The sequence below is a fragment of the Solibacillus cecembensis genome (assembly GCF_050272495.1).
GTDB lineage: Bacteria > Bacillota > Bacilli > Bacillales_A > Planococcaceae > Solibacillus > Solibacillus cecembensis.
On the sequence record NZ_JBNNMF010000010.1, the window covers coordinates 134,840 to 150,295 of the forward strand.

Sequence of the window (15,456 nt, forward strand, 5' to 3'; positions counted from 1 at the left end):
GTTAACCGGTTTCGAATGTTTGGGCGCTTATAACGCCAAAGCAATTCTTATTTTTCTTCTGCAACGAATGGAAGTAAAGCCATAATACGAGAAACTTTAATTGCAGATGTAAGTTTACGTTGGTATTTAGCTGAAGTTCCAGTTACGCGACGTGGTAAAATTTTACCGCGCTCAGAGATGAATTTCTTTAAAAGATCTACATCTTTGTAGTCGATGTGCGTAATGTTATTCGAAGTGAAGTAGCAAACTTTACGGCGTTTGCGGCCTCCGCGACGTGGTGCCATGTGTGGTGTCCTCCTTTAAATTTTTTATTTGTAGTTGTTTGAACTCTTAGAACGGTAAATCGTCCTCAGATACTTCAATCGGTCCTTTGCTATTCGCAAATGGATCTTCATCTACACGTGTATAGTTTTGCTGATTTTGAGGAGGCTGTGGCTGTTGTTGATACGAACCATAAGAATCCTGTTGTGGTTGCGCGCCGCCATATTGAGCATTTGGTTGACTATTATTATAAGACGGCTGACCGCCTCCATAATTTTGACCACCATATTGCTGCTGATTTGGCATACCTTGAGATGCATTCGCTCCTCCGCGTGGTTCTAAGAACTGCACAGCATCTGCTACAACATCTGTCGTGTAAACACGTTTCCCATCTTGTCCTTCAAAGCTACCTGTCTGGATACGCCCTTCAACACCAATCAAACTTCCTTTTCTCATGAAGTTTGCTAAGTTCTCCGCTTGTTTTCTCCAAGCAATGCAACCAATAAAGTCTGCTTCTTTTTCACCCGATTGACTTGAAAATGTACGATTTACAGCAATTGTAAAACGTGCCATTGGAATGCCACTAGGTGTATATCGAAGCTCAGGATCTTTTGTTAGCCTTCCGACTAATACTACACGGTTAATCATCAGTTCAACCTCCTTTTTCAGCAGTTAAGTTAAAAATTATTTAGCATCTTCACGAACAGCGATGTGACGGATAATGTCTTCGCTGATGTTAGCTAAACGAGTGTATTCGTTGATTGCAACTGAATCAGCGTTGATTTTTAAGATTTGATAGAAACCTTCGCGTAAGTCGTTGATTTCATAAGCTAAGCGGCGTTTGCCCCAATCTTTTGCTTCAACGATTTCAGCACCATTTGAAGTTAAGATGTCGTTGAAACGCTCTACTAAAGCTTTCTTCGCGTCTTCTTCAATGTTTGGACGGATAATGTACATTAATTCGTACTTTCTCATTTGTAATTGCACCTCCTTATGGACTTGGGCTCTCCTAAAAATAGGGAGCAAGGAGTAAGTAAATTCTATTACTCACATCAATAAATTTTAGCACAATACATATTGACATTCAAGTGATATCTTTCTTTCTCCTACTATTGTTTTATTTTCAATCATTTTTATGGCTACATTAAGGTGTTAAAAAGGCGTGCTGACTCGCTGTACAAAAGTTGCGCCATGCGTAACTAAGTTCACTTGTTTCCAAAACTGCCTCCATACCAAAATAGCGCATCAGTAATTGGAGCACATTCGTTATTTCACTACATGCAGTTTGACAAAATCGAGAAAATTCTTGTAGTAATTGCTCATCTATTTGTAGTTGTGTATGCTGTTGCCATAGTGTTTCTACTCGTGTATCAAACGCCACTTCAATTTCGTTAATAATTGTTTGCGCTTGTTGGATTTTTTCCGAAACGAGTTGATAGCGGCTATGCTCCACAGGGAATTTTCCACTAAGCGACTGTTGCTGTTTCATCAAGACGCTATAGGCCATCCCAATAACCAACGAAAAGAATGAACTTTCTGAAAACGTTAAAAATGGGAAGCTATGTACAGGTAAGTTATAGTTATTTTGAATTTGGTCAAATTGGAATGTTTCAGAATCCTGAACAAATACATTTTCAAGTTGAATCGTATGGCTAGCAGTTGCTTTTAACCCGATTGCTTGCCAATCTTGTACAATTGTTACATTCGCATGATTAACACTGCATGTAATCATTTCTCCGTTTTCTTCATTGATTGTATTCATTGTAAAAGTAGTTGCGTAGTCCGCGCCACTGCAATAATGCCATCTCCCTGAAATGATATAGCCACCCTCTACTTTACGTGCTGTACCAGTTGGCTTGCCACTTCCTGAAATAACTGCAGCTTCAGGTTTAAAATACATTTCACCTACAGCTTGTTGAAACAATGGAAGAAACATATTTCCTCCAGAACCAATCGTTACAGCCCACCCAATATTGCCATCTAATTGACCCATCTGACGGAAAATTTTTATACCATCCAATAAGTTTTTCCCAAGCCCACCTAATGTATCCGGTACAAAAATCTTTAATAACTTTTGTTCATAAAGGGCAGTTAAAATTTCTTTTGATAATGTTTTAGTATTTTCTAATTCATCTATTTTTATCGCCATATTTAGCATCTTGTTCTTTCTTCCTTTCTTTCATAAATTCACTTAAAATATTACCCCTTCTTCTCTACAAAAAAAGAGTTGCCCCCAAAATTTACTTTTGGACAACTCTTTCTTTTTCTTACACGTTGAAACGGAATAATAGAACATCGCCATCTTGGACAACGTACTCTTTACCTTCTGAACGAACTTTACCTGATTCTTTTGCTACCGCTTGTGAACCAGCCTCTACTAAATCAGTAAAAGCAACTGTTTCTGCTCGGATGAAGCCGCGCTCAAAGTCAGAATGGATTACGCCCGCACATTGTGGTGCTTTCATACCTTTACGGAACGTCCACGCACGCACTTCTTGTACACCCGCAGTGAAGTATGTTGCTAAGCCAAGTAAATCATAAGATGAACGGATTAATTGATCTAATCCTGATTCTTTAATGCCTAACTCTTCTAAGAACATCTCTTTTTCTTCATCTTCTAACTCAGAAATCTCTTCTTCTACTTTTGCACAAATTGTAATGACGTGAGCACCTTCTTTTGCTGCAAAGTCACGTACCATTTGAACATACTTATTGTTATCCGCATCAGCCACTTCATCTTCTGATACGTTTGCTACATAAAGCATTGGTTTGATCGTTAATAAATGTAGGCCTTTAATTACTTTAAATTCGTCTTCAGAAAGTTCAACTGCACGTGCAGGTTGTTCATTTTCTAAAGTTTCTTTAATTTTTGCTAAAATTGGCTCTTCAATAAGCGCCTCTTTATCTTTTTGTTTCGCCATTTTTGAAACCTTTTGTAGGCGTTTGTCTACTGATTCTAAGTCAGCCAATATTAACTCTAAGTTGATTACTTCAATATCATCGATTGGATTAACCGTTCCTGATACGTGCGTAATATTTTCATCTTCAAAACAACGAACAACTTGGCAAATCGCATCTACATCACGAATATGTGATAAAAACTTATTACCTAAGCCTTCCCCTTGTGAAGCTCCTTTTACGATACCAGCGATATCTGTAAACTCAAAAGAAGTTGGAACTGTTTTCTTCGGTGTAACAAGTTCCGTTAACTTTTGTAAACGATAATCTGGAACTTCTACTACTCCAACGTTTGGATCGATTGTTGCGAATGGGTAGTTGGCAGCAAGTGCCCCCGCCTTTGTAATTGCATTGAATAATGTTGATTTCCCTACATTGGGTAAACCAACTATACCAGCTGTTAATGCCATAAATGACACAACCTTTCTATGTTTAGTCCGTATATTTCTATTTTCGATAACCTTGTCTATTATATTGATTCCTCGTACAAAAGTCTATTTTACAATTTATTGGGCACTCGCTGAACGAAGTACCTTTTTTAATTTCTTGTCAAATTCTCGACGTGGAATCATGACACTATGCCCGCAGCCTTCACATTTAATGCGAATATCCGCACCTAATCGTATAATCTTCCATTCATTTGTACCACAAGGATGTTGTTTTTTCATTTCAACAACGTCATTTAATAGATATTGCTTTGCTTCCATTACTTATTCTCCCCCTTGACCTTTTTCATAAAACATCATTTTCGGCACCGCAAGTGGAATGCCATTTTTCGTTAAAATATCAATTACATCTTTACGAACAATGCGTGAAATTGCATATTGCTGTAACGGCAATGTTTCTAATGAAATGCGGATTGTCGCCTCTGTACTTGTTGTATTTGTCACTCCAATAAATAATGGGGTACTTACAAGCTCTTCATATTGTTGTGGCAAAGTATCTAAATACGTTTGAATTACTTTCTGAACTTTTTCAATATCCGCCTCTAATGCAACTTGCATATCGATCATTGCCTTTGAATTATTAATTGAGAAGTTCGTTACATCATTGATCGTACCATTTGGAATAATAAATTGTTCTCCCGTAATCCCTTTTATTTTCGTTGTACGAAGACCAATTTCCATTACAGTTCCTTCAGCGACGTTAATTCTTACATAATCCCCTACACTGAACTGTTCTTCCAAAATAATAAAGAATCCCGTTATGACATCTTTCACTAAGCTTTGCGCACCAAATGCAATGGCAACAGACGCAATCCCGGCTCCTGCTAATAATCCGACAACATCTATACTAATTACCGATAAAATCCCCATAATTGCTGAAAAATAGACTAAATAACTGAGTACACTTTGCAATAACTTTACAATTGTAATTTGACGGCGTTCATTATTGTGTATACGGATTATAAAAGCGCGTGCAATAACTTTCTTTCCAATAACAACAGCCAAATAAGAAAAAATGAGAATCATCAATATTTTAAACGATGCTGTAATAACTATATCCCAAAATTGTTGTCTCGTTATATAATTCCAAAGTTTCGATGTGTGACGCGCTATTCCCTTTAAATCCGTCGTTGTTAGAAATAAGTATTTTTCCAAATTTACCACCTCTTGTATAACAGTCTTTCAAATTGAATATACTGCATAAATATATCGTATCTTATGAGATTTCTAAGGTCACCCACTAAAATAGGAAAGTGAGTTTATGCATTATGAAAAACTATGATTGTATTCCACAAAATTATTCCATTCATTATGAACAAACAAGTGCCGTTTGGGACCTAAGTGACGCCTTCTTAAAGCTTATCCCATTTGATCATGAAGCGCTCGTCTTTTGCTGCATTGGCACGGACCGCTCTACCGGTGATGCACTTGGTCCGATTATTGGTAGTCAATTAAATAGTGCTTTTTCATTTCCATTTCGCATTGTTGGCACATTAGAACAACCGTTACATGCTTTAAATTTAATAGAAAAACATGAACAGTTGCACATTGAGTTTCAAAATCCATTTATTATTGCAATTGACGCTTGTCTAGGTGAATCAGATGCCATTGGTTCTATATTACTTCATCAAGGACCTCTTTATCCTGGAAAGGCTGTAAAAAAACAATTACCTCCAATCGGAAATATTTCAGTGAAGGGAATTGTTAATGTTGGAGGCTTTATGGAGGCAACCGTGTTACAAAACACAAGGCTACATTTAACGTATTCAATGGGCGATAAAGTTGTTCGAGCGCTCATGCTTGCTTGGCAACGTCATTTACTGAAGGATAAAAGTAACGGTAACCAAAATCGCAACTATACCAATACTCGGAAGCAAATTGGCTACGCGGATTTTCGTTAAACCTGCAATATTCAAACCGATGGCTAAAATCATAATCCCACCCGTTGCTGTCATTTCTTTAATAAATAAATCAAGCGCTTCCTGAGGAATATATTTACTAATAACACCAGCAAACAAGGTAATTGCCCCCTGATAAACAAAAACAGGAACAGCAGCAAGCAACACACCAATTCCTAATGTCGATGCTAAAATAATCGATGTAAATCCATCAATAATTCCTTTTGTTATTAAAACACTATGGTCATTTCGCAAACCACTATCTAACGCACCGATAATGGCCATAGAACCAATGACGAAAATCAAAGTTGCCGTTACAAATCCCTCTGCAATGGAACCTTGTGCTGCCTTTTTTCCAAAAAGCAATTCAACCTTTTGGCCAAGGCGATTAAACTGTTTATCGAAGTTTAACCATTCACCAATCATTGTACCCAATACTAAACTAATAATGACTATTATAAAATTACCACTTTCAAGCCCCATCTGAATACCTAGCACTGCCACTGCAAGGCCGATAATCGACATGACCGTTTGCTTCATTGATTCAGGTATATTTTTAAACAAGCGCCCAAGTAATGCACCAATAATAATAAATAAAGCATTCAATAATGATCCTAGTAACATCATGACTTTTCCTCTTTCTATGTAGCATATTTATAATTCGCAATAGAATTTATTCAATATTACTAATATTAACACTCTAACGTTTTAAAATGCAGATGGAATTCCATCTTTTTATTTGGAGTACAAAAATGGCATTTTGATTTTGTATCAAAATGCCATTTTTGACTTATAGAATGAGTTCTTTATTGCTCTTCTAACTTTAAAATTTCTAGGATTCGATGTAAGTCATCATCTGAATAAAATTCAATTTCAATCTTACCTTTATCTTTCACCTTTTTAATTTGTACTTGTGTTCCAAAGTAGTCCCTTAGCTGCGATTCAGTAGCTTGGACATGAACATCCTTTTTTACTTTCTCTGTTTCACGTGGAACGTCCTCATTTAATAATTGGATTAACTTTTCAAGTTGGCGAACATTTAATTGATCTTTTATAACCTTCTGTGCAATTTCAGGTATACGGCGCTTATTTTTTAATCCTAGTAACGCGCGGCCATGTCCCATTGAAAGTTCACCGTTATTTACAAGTTCACGTATTTCGTCAGGTAGTTGTAATAAGCGAATCAAGTTAGCAATATGAGGTCGACTTTTTCCTAATCGTTTTGCCAAATCCTCCTGTGTAAAATTCAGCTGATTAATTAAACTATTATAAGCATCTGCCTCTTCAATTGGTGTTAAATCTTCTCGTTGTAAGTTTTCTAAAATTGCCACTTCCATCATTTGCTGCTCATCAAAATCCTTCACAATAGCTGGGATTTCCATCAAGCCAGCTTGCTTAGAAGCTCTGAAACGGCGTTCGCCAACAACGATTTCGTATTTTTTGCCCTTTTTCCGAACAATAATTGGTTGAATAATTCCATGTTCAATAATCGATGCAGATAGCTCGGTAATAGCTGTTTCATCAAATATTTTTCTTGGTTGGAAAGGGTTTTCTAAAATTTTTGTCAAAGAAATCTGTTGTACTTGATCTTCCATATGTACAGCCTCTTCATGGAATAGTGCTTCAATTCCTTTTCCCAAACCTTTAACCATTTTTAATCACTTCCCTTGCAAACTCTAAATATAATTCTGCTCCGCGCGATTTTGCATCGTAAATAATAATTGGTTTTCCATGACTCGGTGCCTCACTTAATCGAACATTACGCGGAATAATCGAATGATATACCTTGTCTTGAAAATAACGTTTTACTTCATCAATTACTTGGATGCCTAAATTTGTACGGGCATCTAGCATTGTTAAAAGCACACCATCAATCATTAAACTTTTATTTAAATGCTTTTGTACAAGGCGGACTGTTGATAATAACTGACTTAATCCTTCAAGCGCATAATATTCACATTGCACAGGGATAATTAGCGCATCCGCAGCTGTCAAAGCATTAATCGTCAATAACCCTAATGATGGTGGACAATCAATTATGATAAAATCAAAGCGCTCCTTCACTTCTTGTAACGCCTTCTTTAAGCGAACTTCACGTGAAATGGTCGACACCAACTCAATTTCAGCACCAGCTAACGAAATTGTTGCAGGTACAACATATAAATTATCAATCTTTGTTTGTTGAATTACTTCCTTGATGTCCTCATCATTAATCAAAACATCGTAAACACAACTTTCTAAGTCACCTTTTCTAACTCCAAGTCCACTAGAGGCATTGCCTTGGGGGTCGATATCAATTAATAATACTTTCTTTCCTAAAAAAGCTAAACATGCACTTAAATTTACAGATGTCGTCGTTTTACCAACGCCACCCTTTTGATTGGCAATTGCAATTATACGTCCCAAATGCGCACCTGCTTTCATCACTTCGTTTTAGGTTGAATCATTAATCAAGATCTTAAAATTCTTTGTTATTTTTTTGTATTTTCTGAAATTAATTCTAATCTACTTCAATTCTAACAAAAAATCATCTAAAACGTTGCATGAAATTCATTTATTTTGTAATTTAATCCAATTTATATAAATAATTAGATTAAATCCTAAAAAATCCCCTATATTTTACAATAGGAGATTTTTGTTTATTTCTTTTTTGGTATTTTAACAGTGATTTGATAGTAATCCTCTGTATCTTCTTCTTCTGTTTTTACATTAATACCACTTTTACTTACCATAGACAAAGATTGTTTAATCGTATTTAAAGCAATTCGAACATCTTTACTAATTGCTTTTCGCTTTGGCTTCTGTTTTTTTACTTCTGGCTCTTCTGGGTGCAATAGCTTTTGGATTTGGTCCTCTAACTGCCTTACATTCCAGTCAAATTCCTTCGTTGCAGCTATTAGTTGTAATTGTAGTTGTTCATCTTTAATAGCAATTAGTGCTCGCGCATGTCGTTCTGAAATTTGGCGGTTTAAAATCGCCTCTTGGACAAATTGCGGAAGCTTTAACAAGCGCAGTTTATTTGCTACCGTAGATTGTCCTTTGCCTAAACGCTGTGCAAGTGCCTCTTGTGTAAGTGAATGCAGCTCTAACAATTGCTGATAGGCCAGCGCTTCTTCAATTGCAGTTAATTCCTCACGTTGGAGATTTTCAATAAGTGCAATAGAAGCGGTCTCTCTATCATTTAAATCACGTACAATGGCAGGTACATCTGTCCATTGCAAAGATTTCATCGCGCGGAAACGGCGTTCACCTGCGATAATCTCATAGTTTCCTGGTTGATCACTTATTGGACGAATTACAATTGGTTGAATTACGCCATGTGTGTGTATGGTTCTTGCTAACTCTTCAATCCGCTCATCATCAAAAACGGTACGAGGTTGATAACGGTTTGGAATGATATTTTCTATTGGAATTTTAACTACTTCTTCTGAAGCCATAGATACATTTTCTATTTCTTCTACTTCACTTTTTACTTCTGGCTCTAGTTCCTGCTTCACTCCGCCTCCGAAAAAACGTGAAAAAGTACTCTTCATCCGTGTGGCACCACCTTTAAGTAACTATCTAGCTCATATTCAATATTATTTATGATTCGCTCGCAAAAGTACAGTGTACAATGAACGGTAATTTTACAATATCCACATAATTATCAATATGTATGCATCAAAAGACGAAAACATTTCATAATTTATGTGATGGGTGTTAACCGTCAACAGATTAGAAATCTCCTAATTTACTAAGATTCCTCTTTATTTGATAGGACTTTTATTTGGTACACCTGGTTTACGTGGATATTTTTTAGGTGTTGTCTTTACTTTATCAAAAATATAAAGAGAACGCTCACTTTCTTCAACTGGTAAAAGGAAAGCAAACTCTTCTTTTGCTTTCGCACCTAAAGTAGTAATTGCCTTTGCCGCATCTTTCATTTCCTCTGCGCCCGCTGCTGCTTTTAATGCAACAAAATAGCCGCCCTCTTTTGCTAGTGGAATACATAGCTCAGATAAAACAGATAGACGTGCCACCGCGCGTGCTGTCACAACATCAAATTGCTCACGATATTGACTATTTTGACCGAATTCCTCTGCACGAGCATGCACAAACGTCATGTTTTGTAATTGTAATTGATCTGTTAGATGGTTTAAAAATGTAATGCGCTTATTTAATGAATCAACAATGGTAATTTCTAAATGAGGGAAACAAATTTTAATCGGAATACTTGGGAAGCCTGCACCTGCTCCAACGTCACATACCGTTGTTACTTTTGTAAAGTCAAAATAGAAAGATGCACTAATTGAATCGTAAAAATGCTTTAAGTAAACACCTTCTAAGTCTGTAATCGCTGTTAAATTCATTTTTTCATTCCACTCAACAAGTAGTTCGAAATATGTTTTAAATTGTGCGATTTGCTGTTCCGTTAATTCAATGCCTTTACTTCTTAATGCCTCAATAAATTGTTGCTCGTTCATGGCCTATTCTCCTTTATGAAAAGGCGCCTTTAGGAGACGTAGCAAGCTTTCCACTACGTCTCTTTTTAGCAAATGAATATTGCTCTTAAAGGGCGCTCTTATAATTAGTTCATATTGATACGGGCAATTTTCCCTTGCTCAATATACACAAGTAAAATCGAAATATCTGCCGGATTTACACCTGCAATACGAGAAGCCTGCGCAATGGATAATGGACGTACATCTTTTAACTTCATCCGCGCCTCTGTTGCAATTCCTGAAATGGCATCATAATCAATATTTTCAGGGATTTTTTTATTCTCTAATTTTTTCATTTTCTCTACTTGTTGCATCGCTTTTTGAATATAGCCTTCATACTTTAACTGAATCTCGATTTGCTCTTGTTCATCTTCAGATAGCACTACATCTGACGGTATTAAAGACGCAATATGCTCATAATGCATTTCCGTACGTTTTAATAAATCGGCTCCACGTATACCATCTTTTAATTCGGCTCCACCAACAGAACGAATAACGGCTTGTGTCGTTTCATTTGGCTTAATGATTACATCACGAAGGCGTGCCAGTTCCTCTTCGATTCGTTGCTTTTTCAGTTGGAATTTTGCGTGACGTTCTTCTGAAATTAAACCTGCTTTATAGCCTGTTTCTGTTAAACGTAAATCCGCATTATCATGACGTAAAAGTAAACGATATTCTGCACGTGATGTTAATAAACGATACGGTTCATTTGTTCCCTTTGTTACTAAGTCATCAATTAGTACACCCATATAAGCATCTGAACGGCTTAAAATGATTTCTTCGCGACCTAATATTTTTGCTGCTGCGTTCATTCCTGCCAATAACCCTTGACCCGCTGCCTCTTCATACCCAGATGTTCCATTAATTTGACCAGCCGTGTATAAACCACTAATTTTCTTCGTTTCTAGTGTTGGCCATAATTGCGTTGGCACGACTGAATCATACTCAATTGCATAACCCGCACGCATCATTTCTGCATTTTCTAAGCCTGGAACACTGGCAATTAATTGCTTTTGCACATGTTCTGGCAAGCTTGTTGAAAGACCTTGTACATAAACTTCACGCGTATTACGTCCTTCTGGCTCTAAGAAAATTTGGTGGCGCGGTTTATCGCTAAAGCGCGTTACTTTATCCTCAATAGATGGGCAGTAACGTGGGCCTGTCCCTTTAATCATCCCAGAAAACATCGGGGATAAATGCAAATTATCTTCAATAACTTTATGTGTTTGTTCACTTGTATACGTTAACCAGCATGGGAGCTGATCCATAATATATTCTGTTGTTTCATAACTGAATGCTCGTGGCACATCATCACCCGGTTGAATTTCCGTTTTTGAATAATCAATTGTACGGTTATTCACACGTGGGGGCGTACCCGTTTTAAAGCGAATTAAATCCAAGCCAAGTTCTTTTAAATTATCTGCTAGCTTAATGGATGGCTGCTGGTTATTTGGACCCGACGAATATTTCAAATTACCAATAATAATTTCACCACGTAAAAACGTACCTGATGTAATAATAACAGCCGCTGCTCGGTAAATAGCACCAATTTGTGTGATAATCCCTTTTATTTCGCCCTCTTCAATAATTAATTCATCGACCATTGCTTGATGAATTTGTAAGTTTGGCTCTTCTTCTAAAACGCGCTTCATTTCATGCTGGTATTGGAATTTATCTGCTTGTGCACGTAATGCACGTACAGCAGGCCCTTTACCTGTGTTTAACATACGCATTTGGATATGGGTTTTATCAATAACTTTTCCCATCAATCCGCCTAATGCGTCAATTTCACGTACAACGATCCCTTTTGCTGGTCCACCTACTGATGGATTACATGGCATAAATGCAATCATATCTAAATTTATTGTTAACATGAGTGTTTTTGCACCCATTCTTGCTGCTGCATAAGCTGCTTCGACGCCGGCATGTCCTGCTCCGACAACTATCACATCAAATGTGCCTGCCTCATAATTTGTTGGCATGCTGTTCTTCCTTTCTTCACTAAAGTTAAATTTATTTCCCTAAACAAAATTGCGAGAATAGCTGATTAATTAAGCTTTCTTGCACTGTATCTCCAATAATCTCGCCAAGAATTTCCCAAGTACGTGTTACATCTATTTGAATCATATCTACTGGTACACCTGATTCCGCTGCCATTAATGCTTCCTCAATGGTATCTTGCGCTTGATGAAGTAATGCAATATGACGCGCATTTGAAACATATGTTAAATCATTCGCTTCAATTTGACCTTCAAAGAATAAAGCAGCAATCGCTTCTTCAAGCTCGATTATACCTTCTTCTTTTAATAATGAAGTCGTTACAACACGATGCTTACCTGCCAATTCATGTACACGGTTTAAATCTATTTTACGCTCTATATCCGTTTTATTCACCACGACAATGAAATCCATCGCTTGAATTGTTTCGAATAAACGCTCATCTTCAATTGATAATTCTTCCCCATAATTAAGAACAAGTAAAATTAAATCTGCTCCCTTTAACGCTTCACGCGAACGCTCCACGCCAATACGTTCTACAATGTCCTCAGTTTCACGAATTCCTGCTGTATCTACTAAACGTAATGGTACACCACGCACATTAACGTATTCTTCTATAATATCACGCGTTGTCCCTGCAATTTCTGTTACAATCGCTTTATTTTCCTGTACTAAACTATTTAAAAGTGAGGATTTCCCTACATTTGGTCGTCCCAAAATAACGGTAGACAATCCTTCACGTAAAATTTTCCCCTGAGATGACGTTTGTAGTAATTGAATAATTTCTTCACGTACCCAGCTACATTTCTCTAACAATACGGGAATCGTCATTTCTTCTACATCATCATACTCTGGATAATCTATATTAACCTCTACTTGTGCCAATGTCTCAAGTAATGCTTGGCGTAAAGAGGCAATCAATCTTGATAATTTTCCATCCATTTGACCGAGTGCTACATTCATTGCACGATCTGTCTTTGCACGAATTAAGTCCATTACAGCTTCTGCTTGTGACAAGTCAATTCGCCCATTTAAAAAGGCACGTTTTGTGAACTCTCCTGGCTCTGCTAATCGAGCACCAGAACGCAATACTAATTGTAATACACGATTAACTGACACAATGCCTCCGTGACAATTAATTTCAACAACATCCTCACGCGTAAACGTTTTTGGACCGCGCATTAATGATAGCATGACCTCTTCTACTACTTCGCCTGTTTTTGGGTCAATCAAATGCCCATAGTGAATCGTATGTGACGGTACTTCTGTTAAATGTTTCCCGTTTGGTGATTTAAATAGTTTATCTGCAATTTCTACTGCTTCATCGCCACTTAAACGGACAATCGCAATAGCTCCTTCTCCCATTGGTGTGGATATCGCAGCAATTGTATCGAATTCCATTTGTATCCTCCTAATTTAGCCTTATCCACATGTGGATAAGTTGCTACCGAACTGTACTATCTAACAATTTAGACTAACATATTTTAAGTAAAATCTAAAGTAATGTCGTTTAACTCTATGTTAGCAATTATTAAAAATATAATTGCTTCTCGACTCAGAATATGATTAATAGCAATATAAAAACGGCCTTTCCAATGGAATAGGCCGTTTTTATTGTCTGTATAAATATAATAATTCGCTATTTAGTTATTGAATTGGTTCAATAACTAAATAGCGATTTGGTTCAACGCCTTCTGAATATGTTTCGATATCCAGGCGATTTGCTAATGCATTATGAATAATCTTCCGTTCGTAAGATGCCATTGGTTCAAATGCTACAGGCTTACGCGTATATGTTGCTTTATCTGCCATACGCTCTGCTAATTGTTCCAATGCTACTTGGCGACGTTCTCGATAATCCTCTACATCCATTTGCAAAATCATAAACGATTTTGCTGTTTTGTTTAACATCAGCTGTGTTACTTGCTGCAGCGCATTTAATGTATAGCCGCGCTTACCAATTAATAAAGCTGCTTTCTCACTTGATAATTTAAACGAAACATTTTTACCATCCGACGTATGTTCGATTGATAAATCTGTAATTCCCATTGGTTCGACAATACTCGTTAAATACTTTTTTGCTTCCTCAATCGGGTCTACCTCTGCTAGCAGTTCTTGGTGAATTGGTTGATCATCTTTTAGATAATTTGATTCATCCTCAAGATTTTCCGTAGCCGTTTGTTGTTGTTTTTCAACAATAACTGGCTGTTCGGCTGTTTCCTCATTCACTTTTAGTTGAACAACTTCTTTTACAGTGACACGCACTTCAGCAGGACGTGCCCCAAAACCTAAAAATCCTTTTTTACCTTCTTGTAAAACTTCCACATCAACTTGATCACGAGAATGGCCAAGCTTTTGTAACGCTAATGAGATCGCCTTTTCTAATGTTGCGCCTATTTGCGTAGTTTGTTTCACTATTTAGCTCCTCCTGTGTCGGCAGCTTCCGGTTTATTTTTATTCCAAGGTTTGTAAATTGCAAGGTTTTGTAATACAGAAATAATATTTCCGACTACCCAATATAGTGATAAGGCTGCTGGTAAAATAATACCGAAACCGATAATCATTAATGGCATGATATACATCATAATTTTCATTTGTGGATTGTCAACAGCTGGACCTGTCATTAATACAACGTACTGGATAAGACCTGCAATAACTGCTAATAATATACTTGGTTCTGCTAATGGTAGTGTTAAAAATGTACCTAATTCAAATGCTGGTGTTGCGTTCATACGGCTAATCGCATGATAGAAACCGATTAAAATTGGCATTTGAATAAAGATTGGTAAACATCCAGCAAGTGGGTTAACCCCAGAAGTCGACATTAACTGCATCATTTCTTGCTGATATATTTTTTGTGTAGCCGCGTCTTTAGAGCTATATTTTGCTTGTAACTCTTTTAACTTTGGTTGAATCTCTTGCATTTTTTTAGAGCTTTTAATTTGCTTGATTGTTAACGGTAAAATTACTAATCGAATAATAATTGTTACAACGATAATTCCCAATGCGTAGCTCGAAAACATTTCAGCAAAAAGTTTAATAAATGATACGAGTGGCCAAACGATAAATTCATTCCAAAAGCCTTCACTTTTAGATGAAATTGGCTGATCAAATTCTGTACAACCTGAAAGAAGTAAAACTACTGATACAAGTGACAGCATTACCCAAAGATTTTTCTTCAATCTTCTTCCTCCTAAAGCAAACCTATTCAATTTTATGTCGATATTTTACCATGTGAATATGTTTTTATACTACTAATTGTTCCAATAATTTATTAACTTGATTCAGCAGAATTCCCCTACTTTTACTAATCGAGCGTTCAAACCCAGACTGAATAAAGTTAAGCCTCGGCGGATGTCATAGATTTTTTAAGGGAAACTTTTCGACCAAGCTCGAAAAAATCTAGACGCAACC

The 15,456-nt window shown here is 36.8% G+C and carries 17 protein-coding genes; 1 reads left to right on the forward strand and 16 read right to left on the reverse strand.

Translation table 11 applies throughout. From position 1 onward, the window contains the following. Window positions 1–47 precede the first annotated feature (47 nt). From rpsR to ACQKIH_RS10970, 7 genes are all read right to left on the reverse strand, one after another. Window positions 48–284 (reverse strand): 30S ribosomal protein S18, encoded by a 237-nt coding sequence (gene rpsR / locus ACQKIH_RS10940; protein WP_008408354.1) that lies wholly within the window; start codon window positions 282–284, stop codon window positions 48–50. A gap of 46 nt (window positions 285–330) precedes the next feature. Then, on the reverse strand, window positions 331–909 hold the full coding sequence (gene ssb / locus ACQKIH_RS10945; protein WP_057986497.1) for a single-stranded DNA-binding protein: 579 nt from the start codon (window positions 907–909) through the stop codon (window positions 331–333). Between the two features lie 36 nt (window positions 910–945). Beyond that, window positions 946–1,236 (reverse strand): 30S ribosomal protein S6, encoded by a 291-nt coding sequence (gene rpsF, locus ACQKIH_RS10950; RefSeq protein ID WP_057986499.1) that lies wholly within the window; start codon window positions 1,234–1,236, stop codon window positions 946–948. Between the two features lie 169 nt (window positions 1,237–1,405). Continuing rightward, on the reverse strand, window positions 1,406–2,410 hold the full coding sequence (locus ACQKIH_RS10955) for an acyl-CoA dehydrogenase family protein (RefSeq protein WP_427765883.1): 1,005 nt from the start codon (window positions 2,408–2,410) through the stop codon (window positions 1,406–1,408). A 118-nt stretch (window positions 2,411–2,528) separates the two neighbouring features. Beyond that, entirely contained in the window at window positions 2,529–3,629 is a 1,101-nt protein-coding gene (ychF, locus tag ACQKIH_RS10960) for a redox-regulated ATPase YchF (RefSeq protein WP_057986505.1), read from the reverse strand. Window positions 3,630–3,725: 96 nt separating this feature from the next. Continuing rightward, window positions 3,726–3,926 (reverse strand): DUF951 domain-containing protein, encoded by a 201-nt coding sequence (locus ACQKIH_RS10965; protein ID WP_057986514.1) that lies wholly within the window; start codon window positions 3,924–3,926, stop codon window positions 3,726–3,728. A gap of 3 nt (window positions 3,927–3,929) precedes the next feature. Next, window positions 3,930–4,820, reverse strand: a complete 891-nt coding sequence (locus tag ACQKIH_RS10970) for a mechanosensitive ion channel family protein (RefSeq protein ID WP_427765887.1) — start codon at window positions 4,818–4,820, stop codon at window positions 3,930–3,932. Between the two features lie 113 nt (window positions 4,821–4,933). On the opposite strand from ACQKIH_RS10970, the gene yyaC reads away from it, so the two are divergent. Next, on the forward strand, window positions 4,934–5,566 hold the full coding sequence (gene yyaC, locus ACQKIH_RS10975) for a spore protease YyaC (protein WP_057986518.1): 633 nt from the start codon (window positions 4,934–4,936) through the stop codon (window positions 5,564–5,566). On the opposite strand, the gene ACQKIH_RS10980 is transcribed toward yyaC, so the two are convergent. The 9 genes from ACQKIH_RS10980 to yidC all read right to left on the reverse strand — a co-directional run bounded on the left by ACQKIH_RS10980 (window position 5,483) and on the right by yidC (window position 15,224). Beyond that, window positions 5,483–6,190, reverse strand: a complete 708-nt coding sequence (locus ACQKIH_RS10980) for a DUF554 domain-containing protein (RefSeq protein WP_427765890.1) — start codon at window positions 6,188–6,190, stop codon at window positions 5,483–5,485. The genes yyaC and ACQKIH_RS10980 overlap by 84 nt on opposite strands. A 179-nt stretch (window positions 6,191–6,369) precedes the next feature. After that, window positions 6,370–7,215 carry a ParB/RepB/Spo0J family partition protein gene (locus tag ACQKIH_RS10985; RefSeq protein ID WP_057986521.1) on the reverse strand — a complete coding sequence of 282 codons (846 nt, stop codon included), beginning with the start codon at window positions 7,213–7,215 and terminating at the stop codon, window positions 6,370–6,372. After that, window positions 7,208–7,969 (reverse strand): ParA family protein, encoded by a 762-nt coding sequence (locus ACQKIH_RS10990; RefSeq protein WP_427765893.1) that lies wholly within the window; start codon window positions 7,967–7,969, stop codon window positions 7,208–7,210. The genes ACQKIH_RS10985 and ACQKIH_RS10990 overlap by 8 nt, the downstream gene beginning before the upstream one ends. A gap of 233 nt (window positions 7,970–8,202) precedes the next feature. Continuing rightward, window positions 8,203–9,096 carry a nucleoid occlusion protein gene (gene noc / locus ACQKIH_RS10995; RefSeq protein WP_057986525.1) on the reverse strand — a complete coding sequence of 298 codons (894 nt, stop codon included), beginning with the start codon at window positions 9,094–9,096 and terminating at the stop codon, window positions 8,203–8,205. A 213-nt stretch (window positions 9,097–9,309) separates the two neighbouring features. Then, the gene (rsmG, locus tag ACQKIH_RS11000) at window positions 9,310–10,026 is read right to left on the reverse strand and encodes a 16S rRNA (guanine(527)-N(7))-methyltransferase RsmG (RefSeq protein ID WP_057986527.1); all 717 of its coding nucleotides are present in this window, start codon (window positions 10,024–10,026) and stop codon (window positions 9,310–9,312) included. A gap of 104 nt (window positions 10,027–10,130) precedes the next feature. After that, the gene (gene mnmG / locus ACQKIH_RS11005) at window positions 10,131–12,026 is read right to left on the reverse strand and encodes a tRNA uridine-5-carboxymethylaminomethyl(34) synthesis enzyme MnmG (protein WP_427765896.1); all 1,896 of its coding nucleotides are present in this window, start codon (window positions 12,024–12,026) and stop codon (window positions 10,131–10,133) included. A gap of 31 nt (window positions 12,027–12,057) precedes the next feature. Next, entirely contained in the window at window positions 12,058–13,443 is a 1,386-nt protein-coding gene (gene mnmE, locus ACQKIH_RS11010; protein WP_427765899.1) for a tRNA uridine-5-carboxymethylaminomethyl(34) synthesis GTPase MnmE, read from the reverse strand. A gap of 246 nt (window positions 13,444–13,689) precedes the next feature. Then, on the reverse strand, window positions 13,690–14,457 hold the full coding sequence (gene jag, locus ACQKIH_RS11015; RefSeq protein WP_427765901.1) for an RNA-binding cell elongation regulator Jag/EloR: 768 nt from the start codon (window positions 14,455–14,457) through the stop codon (window positions 13,690–13,692). Then, window positions 14,457–15,224, reverse strand: a complete 768-nt coding sequence (yidC, locus tag ACQKIH_RS11020; protein ID WP_057986536.1) for a membrane protein insertase YidC — start codon at window positions 15,222–15,224, stop codon at window positions 14,457–14,459. The genes jag and yidC overlap by 1 nt, the downstream gene beginning before the upstream one ends. Window positions 15,225–15,456 lie beyond the last annotated feature (232 nt).

Coding starts and splice junctions, on each gene's coding strand:
- ACQKIH_RS10965 (WP_057986514.1), bottom strand. CDS start 3,926: ATGGAAGCAAAGCAATATCTATTAAATGACGTTGTTGAAATGAAAAAA.
- ACQKIH_RS10955 (WP_427765883.1), bottom strand. CDS start 2,410: ATGGCGATAAAAATAGATGAATTAGAAAATACTAAAACATTATCAAAA.
- noc (WP_057986525.1), bottom strand. CDS start 9,096: ATGAAGAGTACTTTTTCACGTTTTTTCGGAGGCGGAGTGAAGCAGGAA.
- ACQKIH_RS10985 (WP_057986521.1), bottom strand. CDS start 7,215: ATGGTTAAAGGTTTGGGAAAAGGAATTGAAGCACTATTCCATGAAGAG.
- ACQKIH_RS10980 (WP_427765890.1), bottom strand. CDS start 6,190: ATGATGTTACTAGGATCATTATTGAATGCTTTATTTATTATTATTGGT.
- ychF (WP_057986505.1), bottom strand. CDS start 3,629: ATGGCATTAACAGCTGGTATAGTTGGTTTACCCAATGTAGGGAAATCA.
- rpsR (WP_008408354.1), bottom strand. CDS start 284: ATGGCACCACGTCGCGGAGGCCGCAAACGCCGTAAAGTTTGCTACTTC.
- rsmG (WP_057986527.1), bottom strand. CDS start 10,026: ATGAACGAGCAACAATTTATTGAGGCATTAAGAAGTAAAGGCATTGAA.
- ssb (WP_057986497.1), bottom strand. CDS start 909: ATGATTAACCGTGTAGTATTAGTCGGAAGGCTAACAAAAGATCCTGAG.
- rpsF (WP_057986499.1), bottom strand. CDS start 1,236: ATGAGAAAGTACGAATTAATGTACATTATCCGTCCAAACATTGAAGAA.
- yyaC (WP_057986518.1), top strand. CDS start 4,934: ATGAAAAACTATGATTGTATTCCACAAAATTATTCCATTCATTATGAA.
- mnmG (WP_427765896.1), bottom strand. CDS start 12,026: ATGCCAACAAATTATGAGGCAGGCACATTTGATGTGATAGTTGTCGGA.
- mnmE (WP_427765899.1), bottom strand. CDS start 13,443: ATGGAATTCGATACAATTGCTGCGATATCCACACCAATGGGAGAAGGA.